General features: G+C 56.5%; 13 protein-coding genes and 2 pseudogenes. All 15 read left to right on the plus strand.

Going from position 1 to position 18,217, the window contains the following annotated elements; translation table 11 throughout:
* The first annotated feature begins 20 nt into the window (after window positions 1-20).
* The 15 genes and pseudogenes from H7K56_RS11290 (at window position 21) to H7K56_RS11360 (ending at window position 18,202) form a co-directional block, all read left to right on the plus strand.
* The gene (locus H7K56_RS11290; protein ID WP_058781793.1) at window positions 21-884 is read left to right on the plus strand and encodes a helix-turn-helix domain-containing protein; all 864 of its coding nucleotides are present in this window, start codon (window positions 21-23) and stop codon (window positions 882-884) included.
* Window positions 885-1,498: 614 nt separating this feature from the next.
* On the plus strand, window positions 1,499-1,996 hold the full coding sequence (gene tssB / locus H7K56_RS11295; protein ID WP_150361602.1) for a type VI secretion system contractile sheath small subunit: 498 nt from the start codon (window positions 1,499-1,501) through the stop codon (window positions 1,994-1,996).
* A 33-nt stretch (window positions 1,997-2,029) separates the two neighbouring features.
* A pseudogene (gene tssC, locus H7K56_RS11300) lies at window positions 2,030-3,577 on the plus strand (type VI secretion system contractile sheath large subunit).
* A gap of 17 nt (window positions 3,578-3,594) precedes the next feature.
* Window positions 3,595-4,935 (plus strand): type VI secretion system baseplate subunit TssK, encoded by a 1,341-nt coding sequence (gene tssK / locus H7K56_RS11305; RefSeq protein WP_150361600.1) that lies wholly within the window; start codon window positions 3,595-3,597, stop codon window positions 4,933-4,935.
* Window positions 4,932-5,621, plus strand: coding sequence for a type VI secretion system protein TssL, short form (gene tssL / locus H7K56_RS11310; protein WP_058781797.1), 690 nt, complete (start codon window positions 4,932-4,934; stop codon window positions 5,619-5,621). The genes tssK and tssL overlap by 4 nt, the downstream gene beginning before the upstream one ends.
* Window positions 5,618-7,324: an OmpA family protein gene (locus tag H7K56_RS11315; RefSeq protein WP_150361599.1), complete on the plus strand. Its 1,707-nt coding sequence runs from the start codon at window positions 5,618-5,620 to the stop codon at window positions 7,322-7,324. Before tssL ends, H7K56_RS11315 begins: the two co-directional genes overlap by 4 nt.
* A 3-nt stretch (window positions 7,325-7,327) precedes the next feature.
* Complete coding sequence (gene hcp, locus H7K56_RS11320) at window positions 7,328-7,819, plus strand: type VI secretion system effector Hcp (RefSeq protein ID WP_021509115.1); 492 nt, start codon at window positions 7,328-7,330, stop codon at window positions 7,817-7,819.
* A 234-nt stretch (window positions 7,820-8,053) separates the two neighbouring features.
* The gene (locus tag H7K56_RS11325; RefSeq protein ID WP_071813636.1) at window positions 8,054-8,335 is read left to right on the plus strand and encodes a type II toxin-antitoxin system RelE/ParE family toxin; all 282 of its coding nucleotides are present in this window, start codon (window positions 8,054-8,056) and stop codon (window positions 8,333-8,335) included.
* A gap of 172 nt (window positions 8,336-8,507) precedes the next feature.
* The gene (gene tssH / locus H7K56_RS11330) at window positions 8,508-11,165 is read left to right on the plus strand and encodes a type VI secretion system ATPase TssH (RefSeq protein WP_150361597.1); all 2,658 of its coding nucleotides are present in this window, start codon (window positions 8,508-8,510) and stop codon (window positions 11,163-11,165) included.
* Window positions 11,162-13,540 carry a type VI secretion system Vgr family protein gene (locus H7K56_RS11335; RefSeq protein WP_150361595.1) on the plus strand — a complete coding sequence of 793 codons (2,379 nt, stop codon included), beginning with the start codon at window positions 11,162-11,164 and terminating at the stop codon, window positions 13,538-13,540. The genes tssH and H7K56_RS11335 overlap by 4 nt, the downstream gene beginning before the upstream one ends.
* A complete protein-coding gene (gene tla1, locus H7K56_RS11340) occupies window positions 13,541-14,326 on the plus strand; it encodes a toxin Tle1 chaperone Tla1 (RefSeq protein WP_150361593.1) in 786 nt (261 codons plus the stop codon).
* Between the two features lie 57 nt (window positions 14,327-14,383).
* Entirely contained in the window at window positions 14,384-14,914 is a 531-nt protein-coding gene (gene tli1a, locus H7K56_RS11345) for a Tli1a family immunity protein (RefSeq protein ID WP_150361591.1), read from the plus strand.
* Window positions 14,902-15,138 (plus strand): annotated as a pseudogene (locus tag H7K56_RS11350) (hypothetical protein); the annotation flags it as partial. The gene tli1a (H7K56_RS11345) and the pseudogene H7K56_RS11350, both read left to right, overlap by 13 nt.
* Window positions 15,139-15,236: 98 nt before the next feature.
* Entirely contained in the window at window positions 15,237-15,767 is a 531-nt protein-coding gene (gene tli1a, locus H7K56_RS11355) for a Tli1a family immunity protein (protein ID WP_150361590.1), read from the plus strand.
* Entirely contained in the window at window positions 15,755-18,202 is a 2,448-nt protein-coding gene (locus H7K56_RS11360) for a Tle1 family T6SS lipase effector (protein WP_150361588.1), read from the plus strand. The genes tli1a (H7K56_RS11355) and H7K56_RS11360 overlap by 13 nt, the downstream gene beginning before the upstream one ends.
* The last annotated feature ends 15 nt before the right edge of the window (window positions 18,203-18,217 follow it).

The following is an 18,217-nucleotide window of genomic DNA, read 5'->3' on the forward strand; positions in this document are numbered from 1 at the left end:
CCAGAGAGCGATGTCAGACCATGCCGGAATATCAGACGTTTACTATGCTTCAGCGTCACAAAGCACAGCTGCGCGATAGCGTGCAGCTGAGCGGCGGCATTCGGCTGGCGGCCTGGTTCAACAGTGGCGATCGCGTGACCAACCTCAGCGATCACCATACGCTTAGCCTTTATGTGGCTGACGGTTACGATACCTGGCACAAAACGCCGCACGGCTGGCGCAACGGCGGCGCGCCGGATCGCTTTTGCCTGATGCCGTCTGGCACCGAGTCGACCTGGGATCTGCGCGCGGATTTATCCTTCGTGCACCTCTACTGCACCGATGCGCATTTGCGTCACCTCGGTGAGCAGGTGTGGGATCGCAGTCCGGCGCAGCTTAACCTGCATGAGAAGATTTTTGCCGACGATGACCGCATCACCCAGCTGTATCGTCATTTTCTGCTGAGCGCCGACTGGCAGCAGCCAGCCAACCAGATGCTGCTGAGCAGCGCCTCAACACTGCTGATGACCCATCTGCTACAGCGCTACAGTGAAGTGCAGTGGCAGCTGCCGCAGGTACGCGGCGGACTGGCGCCGGCGGTATTGCGCCGCGTGCTGGCGCTAATCGATACGCAGCTGGATCAGCCGTTAACGCTGGCCCAACTGGCGGCAGAGGCGGCGCTTAGCGAATACCATTTTGCACGTATGTTCCGCAGTAGCACCGGCGAAGCGCCGCACCAATATGTGATGCGCCGCCGTATGGAAGCCGCGCAGCAGCTGCTGCAATTCAGCACGCTGTCGCTCACCGAGATTGCCCTGCGCTGCGGTTTCCACTCCTCCAGCCATTTCAGCAACCGCTTCCGCCAACTGCACGGCATGGCACCCTCGGCATGGCGTCAGCGCTGACGGGGCAGTTGGAATGAAGTTCGTGAGGAATAGATTACTGAATTAGCAGCGGCGCGATTGATCGCGCACGTCATTATGTCGTAAACCACGCTATCCTGATTGATTCCCTCTGGTCGCACCCGAACGTTATTTATACGAAATTTCCCACATGAGTGGTGATTTATACGGTCACGTTGAACGGATGTAGCACGGGGCTTAAGTGCGCTCTGTTTTACCTGAAATCTTTACTTCATCTCATTACCCTCCTGTATGAAATTCCGCACTGCTGCTATCCGCAATTTTTATCTTTTTATGTCATTTCTTTCTTAATGGTGTGATGGTTTTGGGCGGATTTTTTATTTTGACCTGAATCAACAAATTTACGCTTTGTTAATATTAATCCACATCTTTATTTTTTACTGGCATTAATGTGTGGCCTTTAATGTCTTTGCCAGTTTTTTTAGCTGGTTTCAGGTGACAATGATCTGCCTTTTTTAGTGTTAATGGCTTGTGTGCGTAACTTTTGCAGCTTAAAGATCTGTTCATTTGCTTTTTTATCGATCATTGCTCTGTTGTTACCTCTAAAGTAGTATGGCGCGAAAAATGTGCGCTGAGATAAACAGAGGGATGATGAAATGGCAGATAGTTTCCAGAATGAAGTGCCAAAGGCACGTATTAACTTAAAACTTGACCTGCATACCGGGAGCGCAAGCAAGAAAACCGAGCTTCCGCTGAAATTACTGGTGGCAGGCGACTTCAGTCATGGTCAGACGACCGCACCATTATCAGAGCGAGCCAAAGTTAATCTGAACAAAAATAATTTTGACGCAGTGCTTTCCGAATATTCGCCAAAAGTCACGGTTGCCGTTAAAAATACGCTGGCCGATGACGGCAGCGAAGACAGCATCAGTCTGACTTTCCAGAGCATGAAAGATTTCTCTCCGGAACAGGTCTCCCGGCAAATACCTCAGCTGAAGGCCATGCTTTCCATGCGTAATTTACTGCGTGATTTAAAAGCCAACCTGCTGGATAACCAGGCCTTCCGAAAAGAGCTGGAAAAAATCCTGCTGGACCCGGCGTTAAGCGCAGAACTGCGCGCTGAGCTCTCAACCCTGGCACCAAAACAGCCATAACCATCACGATGATTTAACGGATTAATAAGGAAGATGCTGATGTCTGTAAACAATGAGAATGCGACGGGTGGCGAGAGCGTGGCGCTGGAACGTCCGGCAGCCGGTGGGGTTTATGCCACCCTGTTTGAAAAAATCAATCTCAACCCGGTTTCTGAACTGAGCGCGCTGGATATCTGGCAGGATGCGCAGGCGATGTAGGATGCAACGGCGGATGAGCGTTTAACCGCCGGCATGCAGGTATTTCTGGAATGCCTAAAAAAATCAGGCGCAAAAGTTGAAAAACTCGACAAAAACCTGATTGACCATCATATCGCCGCGCTGGATCACCAGATCAGTCGTCAGCTGGATGCGGTCATGCACAGCGAAGAGTTCCAGGCAGTTGAGAGCCTGTGGCGCGGCGTGAAATCGCTGGTTGATAAAACCGATTTCCGCCAGAACGTGAAAGTTGAACTGCTGGATATGTCTAAAGAAGACCTGCGTCAGGACTTCGAAGACAGCCCGGAAATTATCCAGAGCGGTCTGTATAAACACACCTACATTGATGAGTATGACACACCAGGCGGCGAGCCGATTGCGGCGCTGATTTCCGCTTATGAGTTTGATGCGTCTGCGCAGGATGTTGCCCTGCTGCGCAATATTTCAAAAGTGTCTGCTGCGGCGCATATGCCGTTTATCGGCTCTGCCGGCCCGCAATTCTTCCTCAAGGATTCAATGGAAGACGTAGCGGCCATCAAAGATATCGGTAACTATTTTGACCGCGCTGAATACATCAAGTGGAAATCCTTCCGCGAGACGGACGATTCGCGCTACATCGGTCTGGTGATGCCGCGTGTGCTGGGTCGCCTGCCGTATGGCCCGGACACCGTACCGGTGCGCAGCTTCAACTACGTTGAAGAAGTCAAAGGTCCGGATCACGACAAATACCTGTGGACCAACGCCTCGTTTGCCTTCGCATCCAACATGGTGCGCAGCTTCATCAACAATGGCTGGTGCGTGCAAATCCGTGGTCCACAGGCCGGTGGTGCGGTGCAAGATCTGCCGATTCATCTGTACGATCTGGGCACCGGCAATCAGGTGAAGATCCCGAGTGAGGTAATGATCCCGGAAACCCGCGAATTTGAGTTCGCCAATCTCGGTTTCATTCCGCTGTCCTACTACAAAAACCGCGACTACAGCTGCTTCTTCTCAGCCAACTCCACCCAGAAACCTGCGCTGTATGACACTGCGGATGCCACCGCCAACAGCCGCATTAACGCCCGTCTGCCGTATATCTTCCTGCTGTCGCGTATCGCGCATTATCTGAAGCTGATTCAGCGTGAAAACATCGGCACCACCAAGGATCGACGTCTGCTGGAACTGGAGCTGAACACCTGGGTGCGCAGTCTGGTGACCGAAATGACCGATCCGGGCGATGAGCTGCAGGCTTCTCACCCGCTGCGCGACGCGAAGGTGGTAGTGGAAGATATCGACGACAACCCGGGCTTCTTCCGCGTCAGGCTGTACGCCATCCCACACTTCCAGGTGGAGGGCATGGACGTCAACCTGTCACTGGTTTCCCAGATGCCGAAGGCGAAATCGTAAGCTAAGGCAGGAAGCCAATGAAAACGGAACAACCGTTATGGGGCAGGGGCGTTATGGTCTCTCCCCAGCACTTCCAGCAACAGGTCGCCTATGCGGCCTGGTCTGCGGAATGCATCGCCCGGCTGGGCCTCTCCCATCCCTGGGGGATGATTGCTGCCACTTTCGAACCTGATGCACTGAAGCTGGGCCGCCTGCAGGCCCGTCATCTGCACATCCGTTTCCCCGATGGCACGCTTATCGACACCGATAATGCCGATGACCTGCCGCCGGTGCTGATGCTTGAGGGCGAATCACAGGACGTGGTGGTGGTTCTGGCGCTTCCGCTGCTGCGGGCAAATGGCGGCAACTGTCTTAAACCCGATGAGGTGGCCGAGCGCCCTGTGCGTTATCGCCAGCGCTGGCGGGATGTCCGCAACACCTTTGGCGACGATACCCGGCAGATTGCAGTGATGCAGCCAGAGCTGACGCTGCGTTTTGCCCATCAGAACAACAGTGATTATCTGACCTGTCCGGTCGCCCGTCTGCAGCAGGATTCCCAGGGCAGCTGGGCACTCGATGAAACCTGGCTTCCGCCACTGCTGGCTCTGCAGGGCAGCCGCTGGCTGGTAACCCAGCTGGAACAATTGATGACGCAACTGCGTGCCCGTCTGGGTCGACTGATGGCCATGCGACGTGAAAGTAACGAGCGCATGGCCGACTTTGCCGTGGCTGATGTGTCGTTGTTCTGGCTGCTCAATGCCCTGAACAGCGCAGAACCGGTGCTCGGCCAGTTTCAGCGTAACCTGCAAAGTCCACCGGAGCGTTTGTACCCGGAACTGGCGCGGCTTGCGGGCAGCCTGCTGACTTTCTCGCTGGAACATCAGGTGAGTGCTATTCCGATCTGGCAGCATGAACAGCTGAATAGCGTCTTCCCGCCGCTGTTCGACTTACTGGGCGATCTGCTGGAAGCCAGCCTGCCGTCGCGGGTGGTGGCGATTGAGCTTGAGCACGATGCCCGGCTACACGTCTGGCAGGCCCGTCTGCATGACTCCCGTCTGCGCGAAGGGGCGGATTACTACCTTTCCGTGCGTTCACCGATGCCGGTGGCACAACTGCAGGAGCAGTTCCCGCGCCAGTGCAAGATCGGCAGTCCCGATCATGTCAGGAGTATCGTCAATTCCTCACGGGTGGGCGTGCCACTGACGCCACTGCGCCATGTGCCGGCAGCCATTCCGCTGCGTCTGGAAAACCAGTATTTCAGCCTTGATGTCTCGCATCCCCTGGCCAGTGAAATGCTTCAGAGCGGCACCTGTATGTTTTACGTTCCGGGCATGCTCGGCGAGCCTGAACTTGAACTTTTTGCGGTACTGAGAACATGAGTGAGCCTAAACGCAGTACTGCTGCGCCCATTGATATTGATGCTCTGCTGCAGGATACCTGGCTGCAGGTCATCAGCCTGCGTCACGGTCCGACGTTTCAGGATGGAGAAGGGCGCACGTTGTGGGAGCGTTGCATTGCCGATGTTGAACGTGTGCAGCGTGAGCTGAAAGCGAGCGAACTCGATGAAGTCAGCTGTCAGCATATTCTCACCGCACAGTGTGCGCTGCTTGATGAGGCGGTCAAAGGTCGTGGTGTGGAGGATGACGCCTGCGTGCAGTGGTATGACATTCCCCTGCAGGGGCACTTCCTCGGCACCATGGATGCCGGTGATACGCTGTGCGATCGCATGCGTGATGTGCTGCGTGAACCAGCGCCTGACCAGGCTGTCATGACCTGCTTTCAGCGGGTCATGATGCTGGGGTTCCTCGGCAGTTTCCGCTCTCTGAACGATCCGGAGCGCCAGAAGCTTATCAACGCGCTCAGTGAACATGTCACGCCGTTCAGCTATCCACCAACCCATCCGGTTCTGGCGGAAAGCCGTACCGGACGAGAAATGGGCGGCTGGCTGGCGTCATGGCCCGTGCGTATTGGCCTGAGCGTGGTGCTGGTGGCTGCGCTGTGGTGGGGACTGAGCCACTGGCTGGATCAGATGCTGGTGACCCTGCTGCCGGGAGCCGTGAAATGAGTCCTGCACAGCAGCGCGGGCTTGCGCTGTGGGCCGCCCTGCTGAGTGCCGTGGTTTGCCTGAGTTTCGTGCCGGTATCGCGACTGGTTTCGGTGCTCTTTCTGCTTGCGGTGCTGGGGCTTATCCTGGCGTTGTGGATTGTCGCCAGGCGTCGTGCGGAGCATGACGTCGCCCTAAATCTGGATGACCTCCCGGAAGCCACTTACCGTCAGCCTGTGGTGCTGGTCTGTGGCGATCTGCCGCTGGCATGTATGCAGCAGTCACCGGTGCTTACTGTGACACAGGGATGCTGGATCCGCGTGGAGGAACATCAGGATCTGCAACAGGTTGCCCGTCAGATACTGGGGTTGCGTCCTGACTGGGGCCGACAGCTGTCGGTGATGGTCAGCGTCTGTCCGCAAAAACACGCCGACAGCGAGCGGCTTACCCGTCGTCTGCTGGCGCTACGCTGGCAAATCAGCCAGCTGCGTAAAGAAACCGGGCATTCTGTGCCGCTGGTTCTGAATGGTCAGGTTGGCAGTGCGATGACCAATGATCTGCTCTGGCAGGCGGCTATCCCTGGGGAAGGGGTGAGGGTCTGGCGTGCGTCTTCAGCGCCGGGCTCAGTCGCTGCATGGGTCACCATCGGTGGCGCGCCTGCGATGCAGCAACAGGTGCTGATGAACAGCCTGATGAGCTGGTTCCGGTTGCACGTTAAAGCGGTCTTCATTGATGAGAACCCGGATGTTCCGGTCATTGCACCGGTTGCGGTGCTGTGGGGATTGGGACCGATCCTGGCCGGAAGTCTGGCTACATCGGTCTGGACGGCATGGCTGTCCCGTCATACGGCGATGCAACAGGTAGCGGGCTGGCAGCCGGTGGGAACGGACAGTACGGTTATTGCCGCGTTGCCGGATTTTATCCTGCCGCTGCTGCCGGAAGGGCGGGGCCTGACGCCGCGTGGGCAAGCCTTCCGTTATGCGCTCGCGATTTTCACGCTGGCGGCCATGGCTGCACTGCTCAGCAGTGGCTGGAACAATCGCCAGTTGCTGCAGCGTGTCAGCTTCGATATTGCCCGCTATGAACGCATCCCGATGCAGGATTTCGCACCCAAAGCCGACGCTGTTGCCGTTCTGCGTGACGATGCGGCCGGGCTGAATGACCAGGCGCGCAATGGCGTACCGATGCGGATGGGCCTTGGTCTGTATCAGGGCGAGCGTCTGCGAATGCCTGTGCTGGATGCGATCCGTTCGTATGTACCCCCGCCACCGCCGCCAAAACCGCAGCCGAAACCGGTGCCGAAAATTGTCCGCCTCGACAGCATGTCGCTGTTTGATTCCGGCAAATCGGCGCTGAAAGCCGGGTCCACCAAAATGCTGGTGAACTCACTGGTCGGCATCAAAGCGAAGCCGGGCTGGCTGATTGTGGTCGCCGGCCACACCGATAACACCGGTAACCCGCAACTGAACCAGACGCTCTCTCTGAAACGTGCCGAAGCGGTGCGTGACTGGATGCGTGACACCGGTGATGTACCGGAAAGCTGTTTTGCGGTGCAGGGTTATGGCGAAAGCCGCCCAATCGCAACCAATGACACACCGGATGGGCGTGCGCTCAACCGCCGTGTCGAAATCAGTCTGGTACCGCAGGCTGATGCCTGTCAGATACCGGGCAACCCCCAGACGTCATCGCAGGATGATGACGTATCACAACACAACGGAGAGTAATCCATGGCAATCCCTGTTTATCTTTGGCTGAAAGACGACGGTGGTGCGGACATCAAAGGTTCCGTAGACGTTAAGGACCGTGAAGGCAGCATCGAAGTTGTCGCTCAGGATCACAATATCTACATTCCGACCGACAACAACACGGGCAAACTGACCGGCACCCGTATCCACACGCCGTTTATGTTCACCAAGGAAATCGACTCGTCCAGTCCGTATCTGTACAAGGCAGTGACCACCGGCCAGACCCTGAAATCAGCAGAGTTCAAGTGGTACAAAATCAATGACGCCGGTCAGGAAGTCGAATACTTCAACACCAGACTCGAGAATGTGAAGGTGGTGAAAGTAAATCCATTGATGCATGACGTTAAGAATCCTTCTTACGAAAAGCACAATCACCTCGAACAGCTTGAACTGCGTTACGAAAAAATCACCTGGACCTACAAAGATGGAAACATCATTCATTCCGATAGCTGGAACGAACGTGCCACCGCGTAATGACCTGCCGTGCCAGGTGCTGCAGGGGTGTTATTTAGAGTAACGCATGATGCGGATGGGGAAACCTGTCCGCAGCTTTTTGCAAGGCCCCTTTGTGCTGAGGGGACAGTGTAAAAGTTAACATCCAAAAATCTGACCTAATGCGCTTAGGGTTCCTTACTAAAAGGAAAAGCGATGGGCGGTAGCGTGCCTGAATGAATCAGGCTTATTTCTGAGACATAAAAGGAGAAAACTATGCCATATACTTTTGATGATTCAGCTGCCAGGCAGCGCTGGGAAAAAGGAAAATCAATCAGTGTGCCGTCTGCCGGAATGCGGAAATATCACGACTGGCGTAGATATATTCTAACCGGCCGTTCTCCGTCAGATGCTGCAAGACTTGCCGGAGATATGAATTATGAACTGTTGAAGGGCAACAGTAACCTCTGTTCTGTCCGGCTTACACAGCAGCACAGGGTTTTATTCTCGGTGGTAGGAATGTCCATAACGATCCTGGAAATTGGCGGCCATTATTAGACCCCGCCCAAATCAAAAATACCCCATTGAATCGTCGCGTTTCAGATGCTGTAACCCTGCCTGAAAGGGCATTAATTGTGTGCAGTGAGGATCTTCCGGTTGGGGATATCTGAAACCGATAGTTCCCATACGGTAAAACCCGATAGTGCGCGTCAGAATGGAGAAAGTCTTTATGGAGCATCACTCATCAACCTTATTACGTCGCCTTAACCCTTACTGTGCTCGCGCGATGGAAGGGGCCGCCTCCCTGTGCCAGACCCGCGCCCATGCGGAAATTTTGCCGGAGCACTGGCTGCTGAAGCTGCTCGAACAGGGGGAAGGTGACCTGACGGTGCTGGCACGCCGCTATGAGTGGGATATGGATATGCTATGGCAGGATTTGCTTGCCTGGCTGGATAAACTGCCGCGTTCAGTCCGTCAGCGTCCGCAATTGTCTGACACTCTTCAGACGCTGATGCAGGAAGCCTGGCTGATTGCTTCTCTTAACGGTGAGGAACAGATCCGCAGCGTCCATTTGCTGATGGCGCTGGTTGATAAACAGAAACTGGTGCGCTGTGACGGGCTGTGGCCGCTGCTGACGCTGGGCCACAGTCAGCTGGATCGTCTGCGCCCGCTGCTTGATGGGCAGTCGGAGGAACGCCCGGAACGGCAACAGGCAGCGGAACTCGCGCAGAGTCATGGTGGTGAGGTGGAATTTGTCGGGCGCCCGGTCGGCGCGGCCATAAAGGACGGCGAACTCAATCCGGCGCTGCAGAACGTCCTCGATAAATTCACGCTCGACGTTACTGCCAAAGCCAGAGAAGGCAAAATCGACCCGGTGTTTGGGCGCGATACGGAGATCCGCCAGATGGTGGATATTCTCTCGCGTCGTCGCAAGAACAACCCGATTCTGGTCGGTGAACCAGGCGTCGGCAAAACCGCGCTGGTGGAAGGCCTGGCTTTACGTATCGCCGAAGGCAACGTCCCGGAAAGCCTGAAGCCGGTTATTCTGCGCACCCTCGACCTCGGCCTGTTGCAGGCGGGCGCAGGCGTGAAGGGCGAATTCGAACAGCGCCTGAAAAACGTCATTGATGCGGTGCAGCAGTCCCCGGTACCGATTCTGCTGTTTATCGATGAAGCGCACACTATCATTGGCGCCGGCAACCAGGCGGGCGGAGCCGATGCCGCCAACCTGCTGAAACCGGCACTGGCGCGTGGCGAACTGCGTACCATCGCCGCCACTACCTGGTCCGAATACAAGCAATACTTCGAACGTGATGCCGCGCTGGAGCGCCGCTTTCAGATGGTGAAAGTGGACGAGCCGGACGACGAGACCGCCTGCCTGATGCTGCGCGGCCTTAAATCCCGCTACGCCGAACACCACAACGTACATATTACTGATGATGCAGTACGCGCAGCCGTCACGCTGTCCCGCCGCTATCTGACTGGCCGCCAGCTGCCGGACAAGGCGGTTGATTTGCTGGATACCGCCGCCGCACGTGTGCGGATGAGTCTCGACACGGTGCCAGAACAAATTGTGCGCCTGAAAGCACAGCTGACCGCACTGGCACTGGAAGCGCAGGCGCTGCGGGAAGATATCGCCGCCGGCAGCAACCGCCATGATGACCGCCTGGGGGCCATTGAGCAGCAGCGGACTGAACTGGAGACGCGCATCGAAGAGCAGGAAGCACGTTTCAGCCACGAAAAAGCGCTGGCACAGCAACTGACGGCCAGCCGCCAGGACATCAGCCAGCAGGCTGAGATTTCCGACCTGCAACAGCGGCTCGAACAGACGCAGCAGGGCGATGTGCTGGTTCAGGTGGATGTAGACACCCGCACCGTCGCGAATGTAATTGCCGACTGGACCGGCGTGCCGCTGTCCTCGCTGATGAAAGACGAGCAAACCGAACTGCTGACGCTGGAAAACGAAATCGGCCAGCGTGTGGTCGGGCAGGACGTGGCGCTGACCGCCATCGCCCGGCGCCTGCGCGCGGCGAAGACCGGACTCACGTCAGAGAACGGCCCGCAGGGCGTGTTCCTGCTGGTCGGTCCGAGTGGCGTCGGTAAAACCGAAACTGCGCTGGCGCTGGCGGATGTGCTGTACGGCGGTGAAAAATCGCTGATTACCATCAACCTGTCCGAGTACCAGGAACCGCACACTGTTTCCCAGTTGAAAGGCTCACCGCCGGGCTACGTGGGTTACGGTCAGGGCGGCATCCTCACCGAAGCGGTACGTAAGCGCCCGTACAGCGTGGTACTGCTCGATGAGGTGGAAAAGGCGCACCGTGACGTGATGAACCTGTTCTATCAGGTGTTTGATCGCGGCTTTATGCGCGACGGCGAAGGGCGTGAAATTGACTTCCGCAACACCGTGATCCTGATGACCTCCAACCTCGGCAGCGACCACCTGATGCAGTTGCTGGACGAACGGCCGGATGCCAGCGAAGGCGATTTACACGAACTGCTGCGCCCGATATTGCGCGACCACTTCCAGCCGGCGCTGCTGGCGCGCTTCCAGACCGTGATTTACCGCCCGCTGGCTGAGGCCGCCATGCGCACCATCGTGGAAATGAAGCTGTCACAGGTCAGCAAGCGCTTACATCGCCACTACGGTTTGACCACGCACATTGATGAGAGCCTGTACGACGCCCTGACCGCCGCCTGCCTGCTGCCGGATATCGGCGCACGCAACGTCGACAGCCTGCTCAATCAGCAGATTTTGCCGGTGCTGAGTCAGCAACTGCTGACCCACATGGCTGCCAGACAGAAACCACAGTCGCTATGCCTGAGCTGGAGCGAGGAAGAGGGGATCGGGCTGGAGTTTGACCGTACTGAAGGAGATAACGCATGAACTCCCGTCTCCCGATCAGATTCAGCCACAGCCATCACCAGTTATCGGTGAAGGGATGTGAAGCCGGGCTTGATGTGCTGGCGTTTGAAGGCGATGAGGCGCTCAGCCGGCCGTTCAGCTACCGTATTGAATTCACCAGCTCTGACCATGCCATCAGCAAAGAGATGATGCTGATGAAAGCGGCCTCCCTGACGCTGCAGGCTCCGGTTGACCAGGGTTACGGCATCAAAATACAGCAGGCGGTGCGCACCCTTCAGGGCGTAGTGAGCGGCTTTGAACGCCTCAACACCTCAAAAGATGAGACCCATTATGCCCTGACGCTGCAGCCACGCCTGGCGCTGCTCGACCGTTCGCATCAGAACGCCATTTATCAGGACATGTCGGTCCCGCAAATTGTGGAAAAAATCCTGCGCGAGCGTCACAACCTGCGCGGTCAGGATTTTCTGTTCTCGCTCTCAAAAGAGTACCCGCGCCGTGAGCAGGTGATGCAGTACGGCGAGGATGACCTGCGTTTCATTACCCGCCTGATGGGTGAGGTGGGTATCTGGTTCCGCTTTACCACGGATACGCGTCTGAACATCGACGTGGTGGAGTTTTACGACAGTCAGCAGGGGTATGAAAAAGGCCTGACGCTGCCCTCAGTGCCGCCGTCGGGCCAGCATTCATACGGAGTGGACGCGGTCTGGGGAATGGAGAGCCACCATAACGTGGTGCAGAAGCAGGTCAGCACCCGCGACTACAACTACCGCCAGGCCACGGATGACATGAATACCGAGGTTGATGTGACCCGCGGGGATGCCACCACCTGTGGAGATGCCTACCACTGGGGGGACAACTACCTTACCCAGGGTAATGCGTACGACCGCAATCCGGCTGCGGAGTCGGGGGCGTTCTATGCCCGCATTCGTCATGAGCGCTACCTGAATGGCCAGACCCGGCCCCATGCCACCACCAGCTGCCCGATCCTCTCTCCCGGTCAGGTGCTGAATGTCACCGGTGGGTATGAAGTGGCCGAGGTGTTTGCTCAGGGCGTGGTCATCACGGCGATGCGCAGCCATGCGCGGCGTGACCGGGATTTTGAAGTGCATTTTGACGGGATCCCGGACAGCTCGGATTTTAGTTTCCGTCCTGAGCCAGGCTCACGCCCGGTGATGGCCGGCACATTACCGGCCCGCGTCACCAGCACCACCGAGAACGACACTTACGGCCACATCGATAAAGACGGCCGCTATCGCGTCAACATGCTGTTTGACCGGGATAACCGGGAAACCGGGTTCGAGAGCCTGTGGGTGCGCCAGTCCCGCCCGTATGCCGGCGATACTTACGGTCTGCACCTGCCGCTGCTGGCGGGCACCGAAGTGGCGATTGGCTTTGAGGACGGTAACCCGGACCGGCCGTACATCGCCGGCGTGCTGCACGACTCGGCGCACGGCGACCACGTCACCATCCGCAACTACAAACGCAACGTGCTGCGCACGCCAGCGAACAACAAAATCCGCCTCGACGACGAGCGCGGAAAAGAGCATGTCAAGGTCAGCACCGAGTACGGCGGCAAGAGTCAGCTGAATCTGGGGCACCTGGTCGACAGCGAAAAGCAGAAGCGTGGGGAGGGTTTCGAGCTCAGAACCGACAGCTGGGGCGCCATCCGGGCACAGAAAGGGATGTTTATCAGCGCTGATGGCCAGACGAAAGCACAGGGCCAGGTGCTGGAGATGCAGCCGGCGGTCAGTCTGCTAAAAGGAGCGTTGAATCAGGTAACTGGATGGGGAACGATTACGCAGACTCACCACAACATAACGCCTGATTCTGAGCCATTAAGAGCATTTGTTTCCGCTGCCAGTGAGCTTAAAGAGCCTGCGCTGCTGCTGTCTTCACCTAAGGGTATTGCTGCCGTTACGCCTGAAACGACTCTGATGCACAGCGGGAAAGGGTTGTACCTGCAGAGCCTGGGAGAAGTCAATATCACCGCAGCACAGCGCTATTCGGTGAACGCAAGTCAGGCGGTTTCGCTGCTAGCCCTACAGGAAGGAATGCGGCTGGTATCTGCCAAAGGTGCACTGGAGATTGAATCACATAGTGATGTGCTGTCGCTGACTTCCCTGAAGGATGTCACCGTCCAGTCAACGCAGGGACACCTGCAGCTGACGGCAAAGAATGGGATCACGCTCGCCTGCGGTGGCGCTTACATCAAGCTCACGCCACAGGGCGAAATCAACGTGCATGGTCCAGGCCTGTTAAGCCTCAAGGGGCAACATAAATTACAGGGCCCGGCGAGTGAGGATTATCCGCTGCCTGAATTGCCTTCATCAGTATGCAAAGAGTGTCTGAAAAAGGCGCAGCGGCTGGCACAGGGCTTTGTGCCAAGGGAGGCATAAATGAACACGACCCATATCACTGACTGGGTGAATCTGCTTCAGCAAACCTGCGCTGATATAAACCTGAACCACCTTGATTTTATTCTCGACCAGTGCGGTATTGATTTTTCCGTCATTCCGCTACTGCACGATTTTTCACCACCTTTGGTATGGCAGTCTCTCTATCAGGGCTTGCCGGAAGATGCCCTGCCAGAAGAGTCGCCGCTGTTGATCAGGATCTCTTTGAACGATCCGCTTCAGAAACAGTGGTTGATTGAGCTGGCTCAGAAAGTACAAAAGACTGCTCCACTACTGGTGCTCTGTTCTCCCTGGCCTTTCGCTACGCTGGCGGAATGGTTAACAACCTGCACCGATGCGACACATGAAGGACGGGCGGGGCTGTTCAGATACTTTGATGCCCGTATTTTTCCTTATTTGTTCTCTCATATTCTGGAACCTGATCAGCAGGCCCAGTTGCAGCGCCCGGCGCTCTTCTGGAGCTGGCTGGATCCTGACGAGAAGCCGGGGTTGCTGATGGGGCAGGGAGCACAGCCCGCCATCAACGAGAAGTGCCAAAACATCGCTTTGAGCGATAGCCAGTTTGAAGCTCTGATGTGCATCTGCGATGCCAGGCTGATGCTTCGCTATCGGGACGTTCCCGATACGGGATTTGCTTCTCAGGCTGAACGGTTTACGGCCTGTTTCAACGGCATGCTTTCAGCCACCGCTAAAGGGATGATACTGGATAAAGAGCGCGAGGATTGGGTGATTAAGACCCTGATCGGACGGTCCTCAGCAGAAATCTGAAAGTGGGTTCATGAGGCAGTTCGCCTTCCGGAGAGGCTGCCATACAAGGAATGTAAAATGAAAATACGACATTACCTCGTGGTACTGGGTGCCCTGCTGCTGGCGGGCTGTGGTCAGCCTGCGGCGAACGCGGAAAGCCGGGGGGGCGGCGGAACCATAGAGGCAATTAATCACACCAGATGGGCAATCAACCATTTCAGCGTCGACGGTCAGTCGGGAATAGACATTATCGGGCCGTACCAGGGCGGCGGTGGCGGCTGCTGCTATGGCGTGCCGGCGAAGTGGCGGCCGGGTATGACGGTCAAAATCGACTGGGAAACTGGAGTGGGCGATATGGATGGCTTTCCAGGTTTTGACAGATGGGATGAGTATCTTGCCTGGGAAAAAAAAATGAAGGCTCAGAATCGTCAGCACAGCGCGGTGGTACCGGTTCCGGACTATACGGGGCAGGAAATCTGCGGGATCACGGTGCATTTTCTGCCCTGTGATGAGGTGAAAGTGACGACCAGCTGTGCCAACTATGGCCATCCGGAACATCCGATCAAAGAGCCCCTTAAGATGCCGGAGCCAAAAGTATGTCCAAAATAATTACCGATCTGGCATGGTTCCCGCCGGCGTTTCCGGCTCAGGGGCGTTTACCCACCAGGGCTGCGCTGGTTGGCGCGAACTGCGCGCTGCAGGACAGCGATGAACTGGTCTGGAGGCAGAAGCTGTGCCTGGCCGCCAGACGGCGCGTGGAGCCTCCCTGCTGTAAAACTTTATACATCAGCCTGTTTTTTGACGGCACCGGCAATAACCTTAATCACGATCTGGTTTTTATTCCTCTTCAGTAATGCTCAGCCATGCCATCCCGAAAAGTCATGGCTGAGCAAGACGGACGTTATCAGTTTCTTCATCAAAGGAATGCAAAATGAAAATACAACATTACCTCGTGGTACTGGGCGCTCTGCTGCTGGCGGGCTGTAGCCAGCCGGTGGCGAACGCGGAAAGCCGGGGGGGCGGCGGAACCATAGAGGCAATTAACCACACCAGATGGGCAATCAACCATTTCAGCGTCGACGGTCAGTCTGGCATCGATGCTATTGGTCCGTATCAGGGCGGCGGCGGGGGGTGTTGCTATGGCGTGCCGGCGAAGTGGCGGCCGGGTATGACGGTGAGGGTGGACTGGGAAAGTGGCGAAGCATCAACAAAAGGGTTTCCAGGATTCGCTGATTCAAAAAAATACAGAGAATGGCGAGATAAAATTAAGGCCCAGAATAAGCAGCACAGTGCGGTGGTACCAGTTCCGGACTATACGGGACAGGAAATCTGCGGGATCACGGTGCATTTTCTGCCCTGTGATGAGGTGAAAGTGACGACCAGTTGTGCCAACTATGGCCATCCGGAACATCCGATCAAAGAGCCCCTTAAGATGCCGGAGCCAAAAGTATGTCCAAAATAATTACCGATCTGGCGTGGTTCCCGCCAGCGTTCCCGGCTCAGGGGCGTTTACCCACCAAGGCTGCGCTGGTTGGCAAAAACTGCGCGCAGCAGGACAACCACGAGTTAGTCTACCGGCAGGAGCTGTGCATGGCAGCAGGGCGGCGCGTGGAACCGCCCTGCTGTAAGACTGTGCACATCAGCCTGTTTTTCGACGGCACCGGCAATAACCTTAATCACGACTTATATTTTGCTGACCCGAAGCATCCCACCAATATAGCCCGTCTGTTTCGCGCCACCATCGGGCAGGGGGCTGCCGGGGGGGTAGCAAAAGGGGAGGAGCTGCTGGATGCTGACGGCAGCGGCGATGACAAATACTACAAATATTATATCCCCGGCGTCGGGACGCCTTTTCCCGAGGTGAACGATCTGGATTTCAGCATGATGGGGCTGGCGACAGCGACCCACGGGGAGGACAGAATCAACTGGGGTCTGCTGCGAATTATCGATGCCCTGAAGCGGACGACAACTAAGAAGAGTCTGTCGAACAGTGCGAGCTGGAGCGCGGTGGATAAAATGGCGACCTCTATGGCGTCATTTGGGCTGACCGGCGCTGCCAACCGTTTTGAGACCTTCCAGAGCCTGCTGAATGATATGGCACCAGAGCTGCAAAAGGCTTTGGTACCCACCGAGCCCGGAAAGACGAAGTTATTAAGTATCAAGCTGTACGTTTACGGCTTTTCGCGCGGGGCAGCGGCAGCGCGGACCTTTGTCAACTGGCTCACCGGGTTGCTGCCAAAGCCCAAGGAGGAAAAAGACAAACCCGAGCAGTGCCTGGCAGTGGGCGATCTGAAAATTCCGCTCAGTGTGGAGTTCCTGGGCCTGCTGGATACGGTGGCCTCGGTGGGCGTGGCGCATATCGCCCCGGTGGCAGAAGGGCATATGGGCTGGGCGGACGGGAGCCAGGAGCTGCCGGCAGAGAAGATCTACGGCGGCTTGATTAAAAAGTGTGTCCATCTGGTCTCTTCCCACGAGCAGCGGCTGTGCTTCCCGCTGGATTCGATCCGCCGTCCGGATGGTACGTATCCGGCGAACAGCGAGGAAGTCGTCTATCCGGGAATGCACTCGGATATAGGCGGTGGTTACCCGCCAGGAGATCAGGGAAAGGCAAATGGATCTGATGATGGTCTTTTATTATCTCAGATAGTCCTTAATGACTTATTCAGTGCTGCTTTTTTCAAAGGTGCCCCATTCAAGGTACCTGAAGAATGCTTACCTTTAGATTTAAAAAAAGATAATTGGAGAAGAATGTCTCCAGATCTTTTAGATGAATTTTTTGCAGACTCGATACTCATAAATCGTTTTAACGCCTGGCGTGAAATAACCCTGGGGCTGACCGCGTCCTCCGAACCCATTTCTCCCGAACAAGCCGCAATATACGATCCGCCGCGCGCGCCGGTCAGCCTGGAGAAAGCCCTAGAAGATCAGATGGGCTGGATCACCGCCTGGCGTATTAACCGCTATGCCGGGGGAACCTACAAGACTCAGCGCTTCTATGTCGATTCGGCGGCGAACGGGCTGGATAAAGACAGCGATCCGCTGGTCAGAAAGCAGTCTGAGGATGACTGGAAAGAAGCTCAGAAAAAAGTTGACGATGCTCGTAAGGAAATAATTGCCGAACATAAACCTGAAGATGGCTTCCTGATGCTCCCACCGGGGCCAAAGGATTTCGACGCCGCGCTGGGGCAAACCCAGCTGCGTCAGGCCGCAGAGGAGTTCAGAGAGGATTACCACGGCCTCTCCCGGTCGGGTACCGGCAACTGGATTTTTACTGCTGTTGATTCAATGAGTAACGCCATCTTCCTGCTGAATAACGACAATGAGTATGGCGAATGGCTCAGCATGAAAACCGCCGGAGACGATCGTGTAAAAGTGCTTTTCCCGGCGGCCGGCGAAGCGAGTAACGCCACTGAACCAGGCGGGCTGGTGCGGGCACTGTTTGACGATCAGATCCACGATTCCCGCGCGTGGTTTATGCACAACGCCTTCGGCTCACGCGAACCCTGGGGCAGCTATTTCCTTTACCGGATGATCTATTTCGGCAGCTGCAGCAGTAAACCGAGGACGCCGTTGATGATTGCCGGAGCGGTAGTGGGCGTTGCGACCCTTGCCGCAGGCGCGGCCGTTATCATCAGACAGAAAAGCGCGAAGGGCAAACTCGCGGGGCTTGCCGGTACCGTGGGTGCCGTTTACCTCGAAACGCAGGCCATCGATCTGCTTTCCGGCAAACCGCTGCCAATGCTGCCCAACGCTGCACAGCTGCAGGCGCCAACGATGGAGCCAGGCACAGTGGTGGCACAGCAAACGCAGCTCATCAGCGATCAGCGGCTGGCACTGGCAAAAACGATGATTGAGTCCAGCTGGGCGGAAAATCTTAAGGCGACCGTAACGGCCTGATTCAGGGAGTGATGA

Origin of the sequence: Pantoea dispersa, assembly GCF_014155765.1 — a bacterium.
Lineage (GTDB): Bacteria > Pseudomonadota > Gammaproteobacteria > Enterobacterales > Enterobacteriaceae > Pantoea > Pantoea dispersa.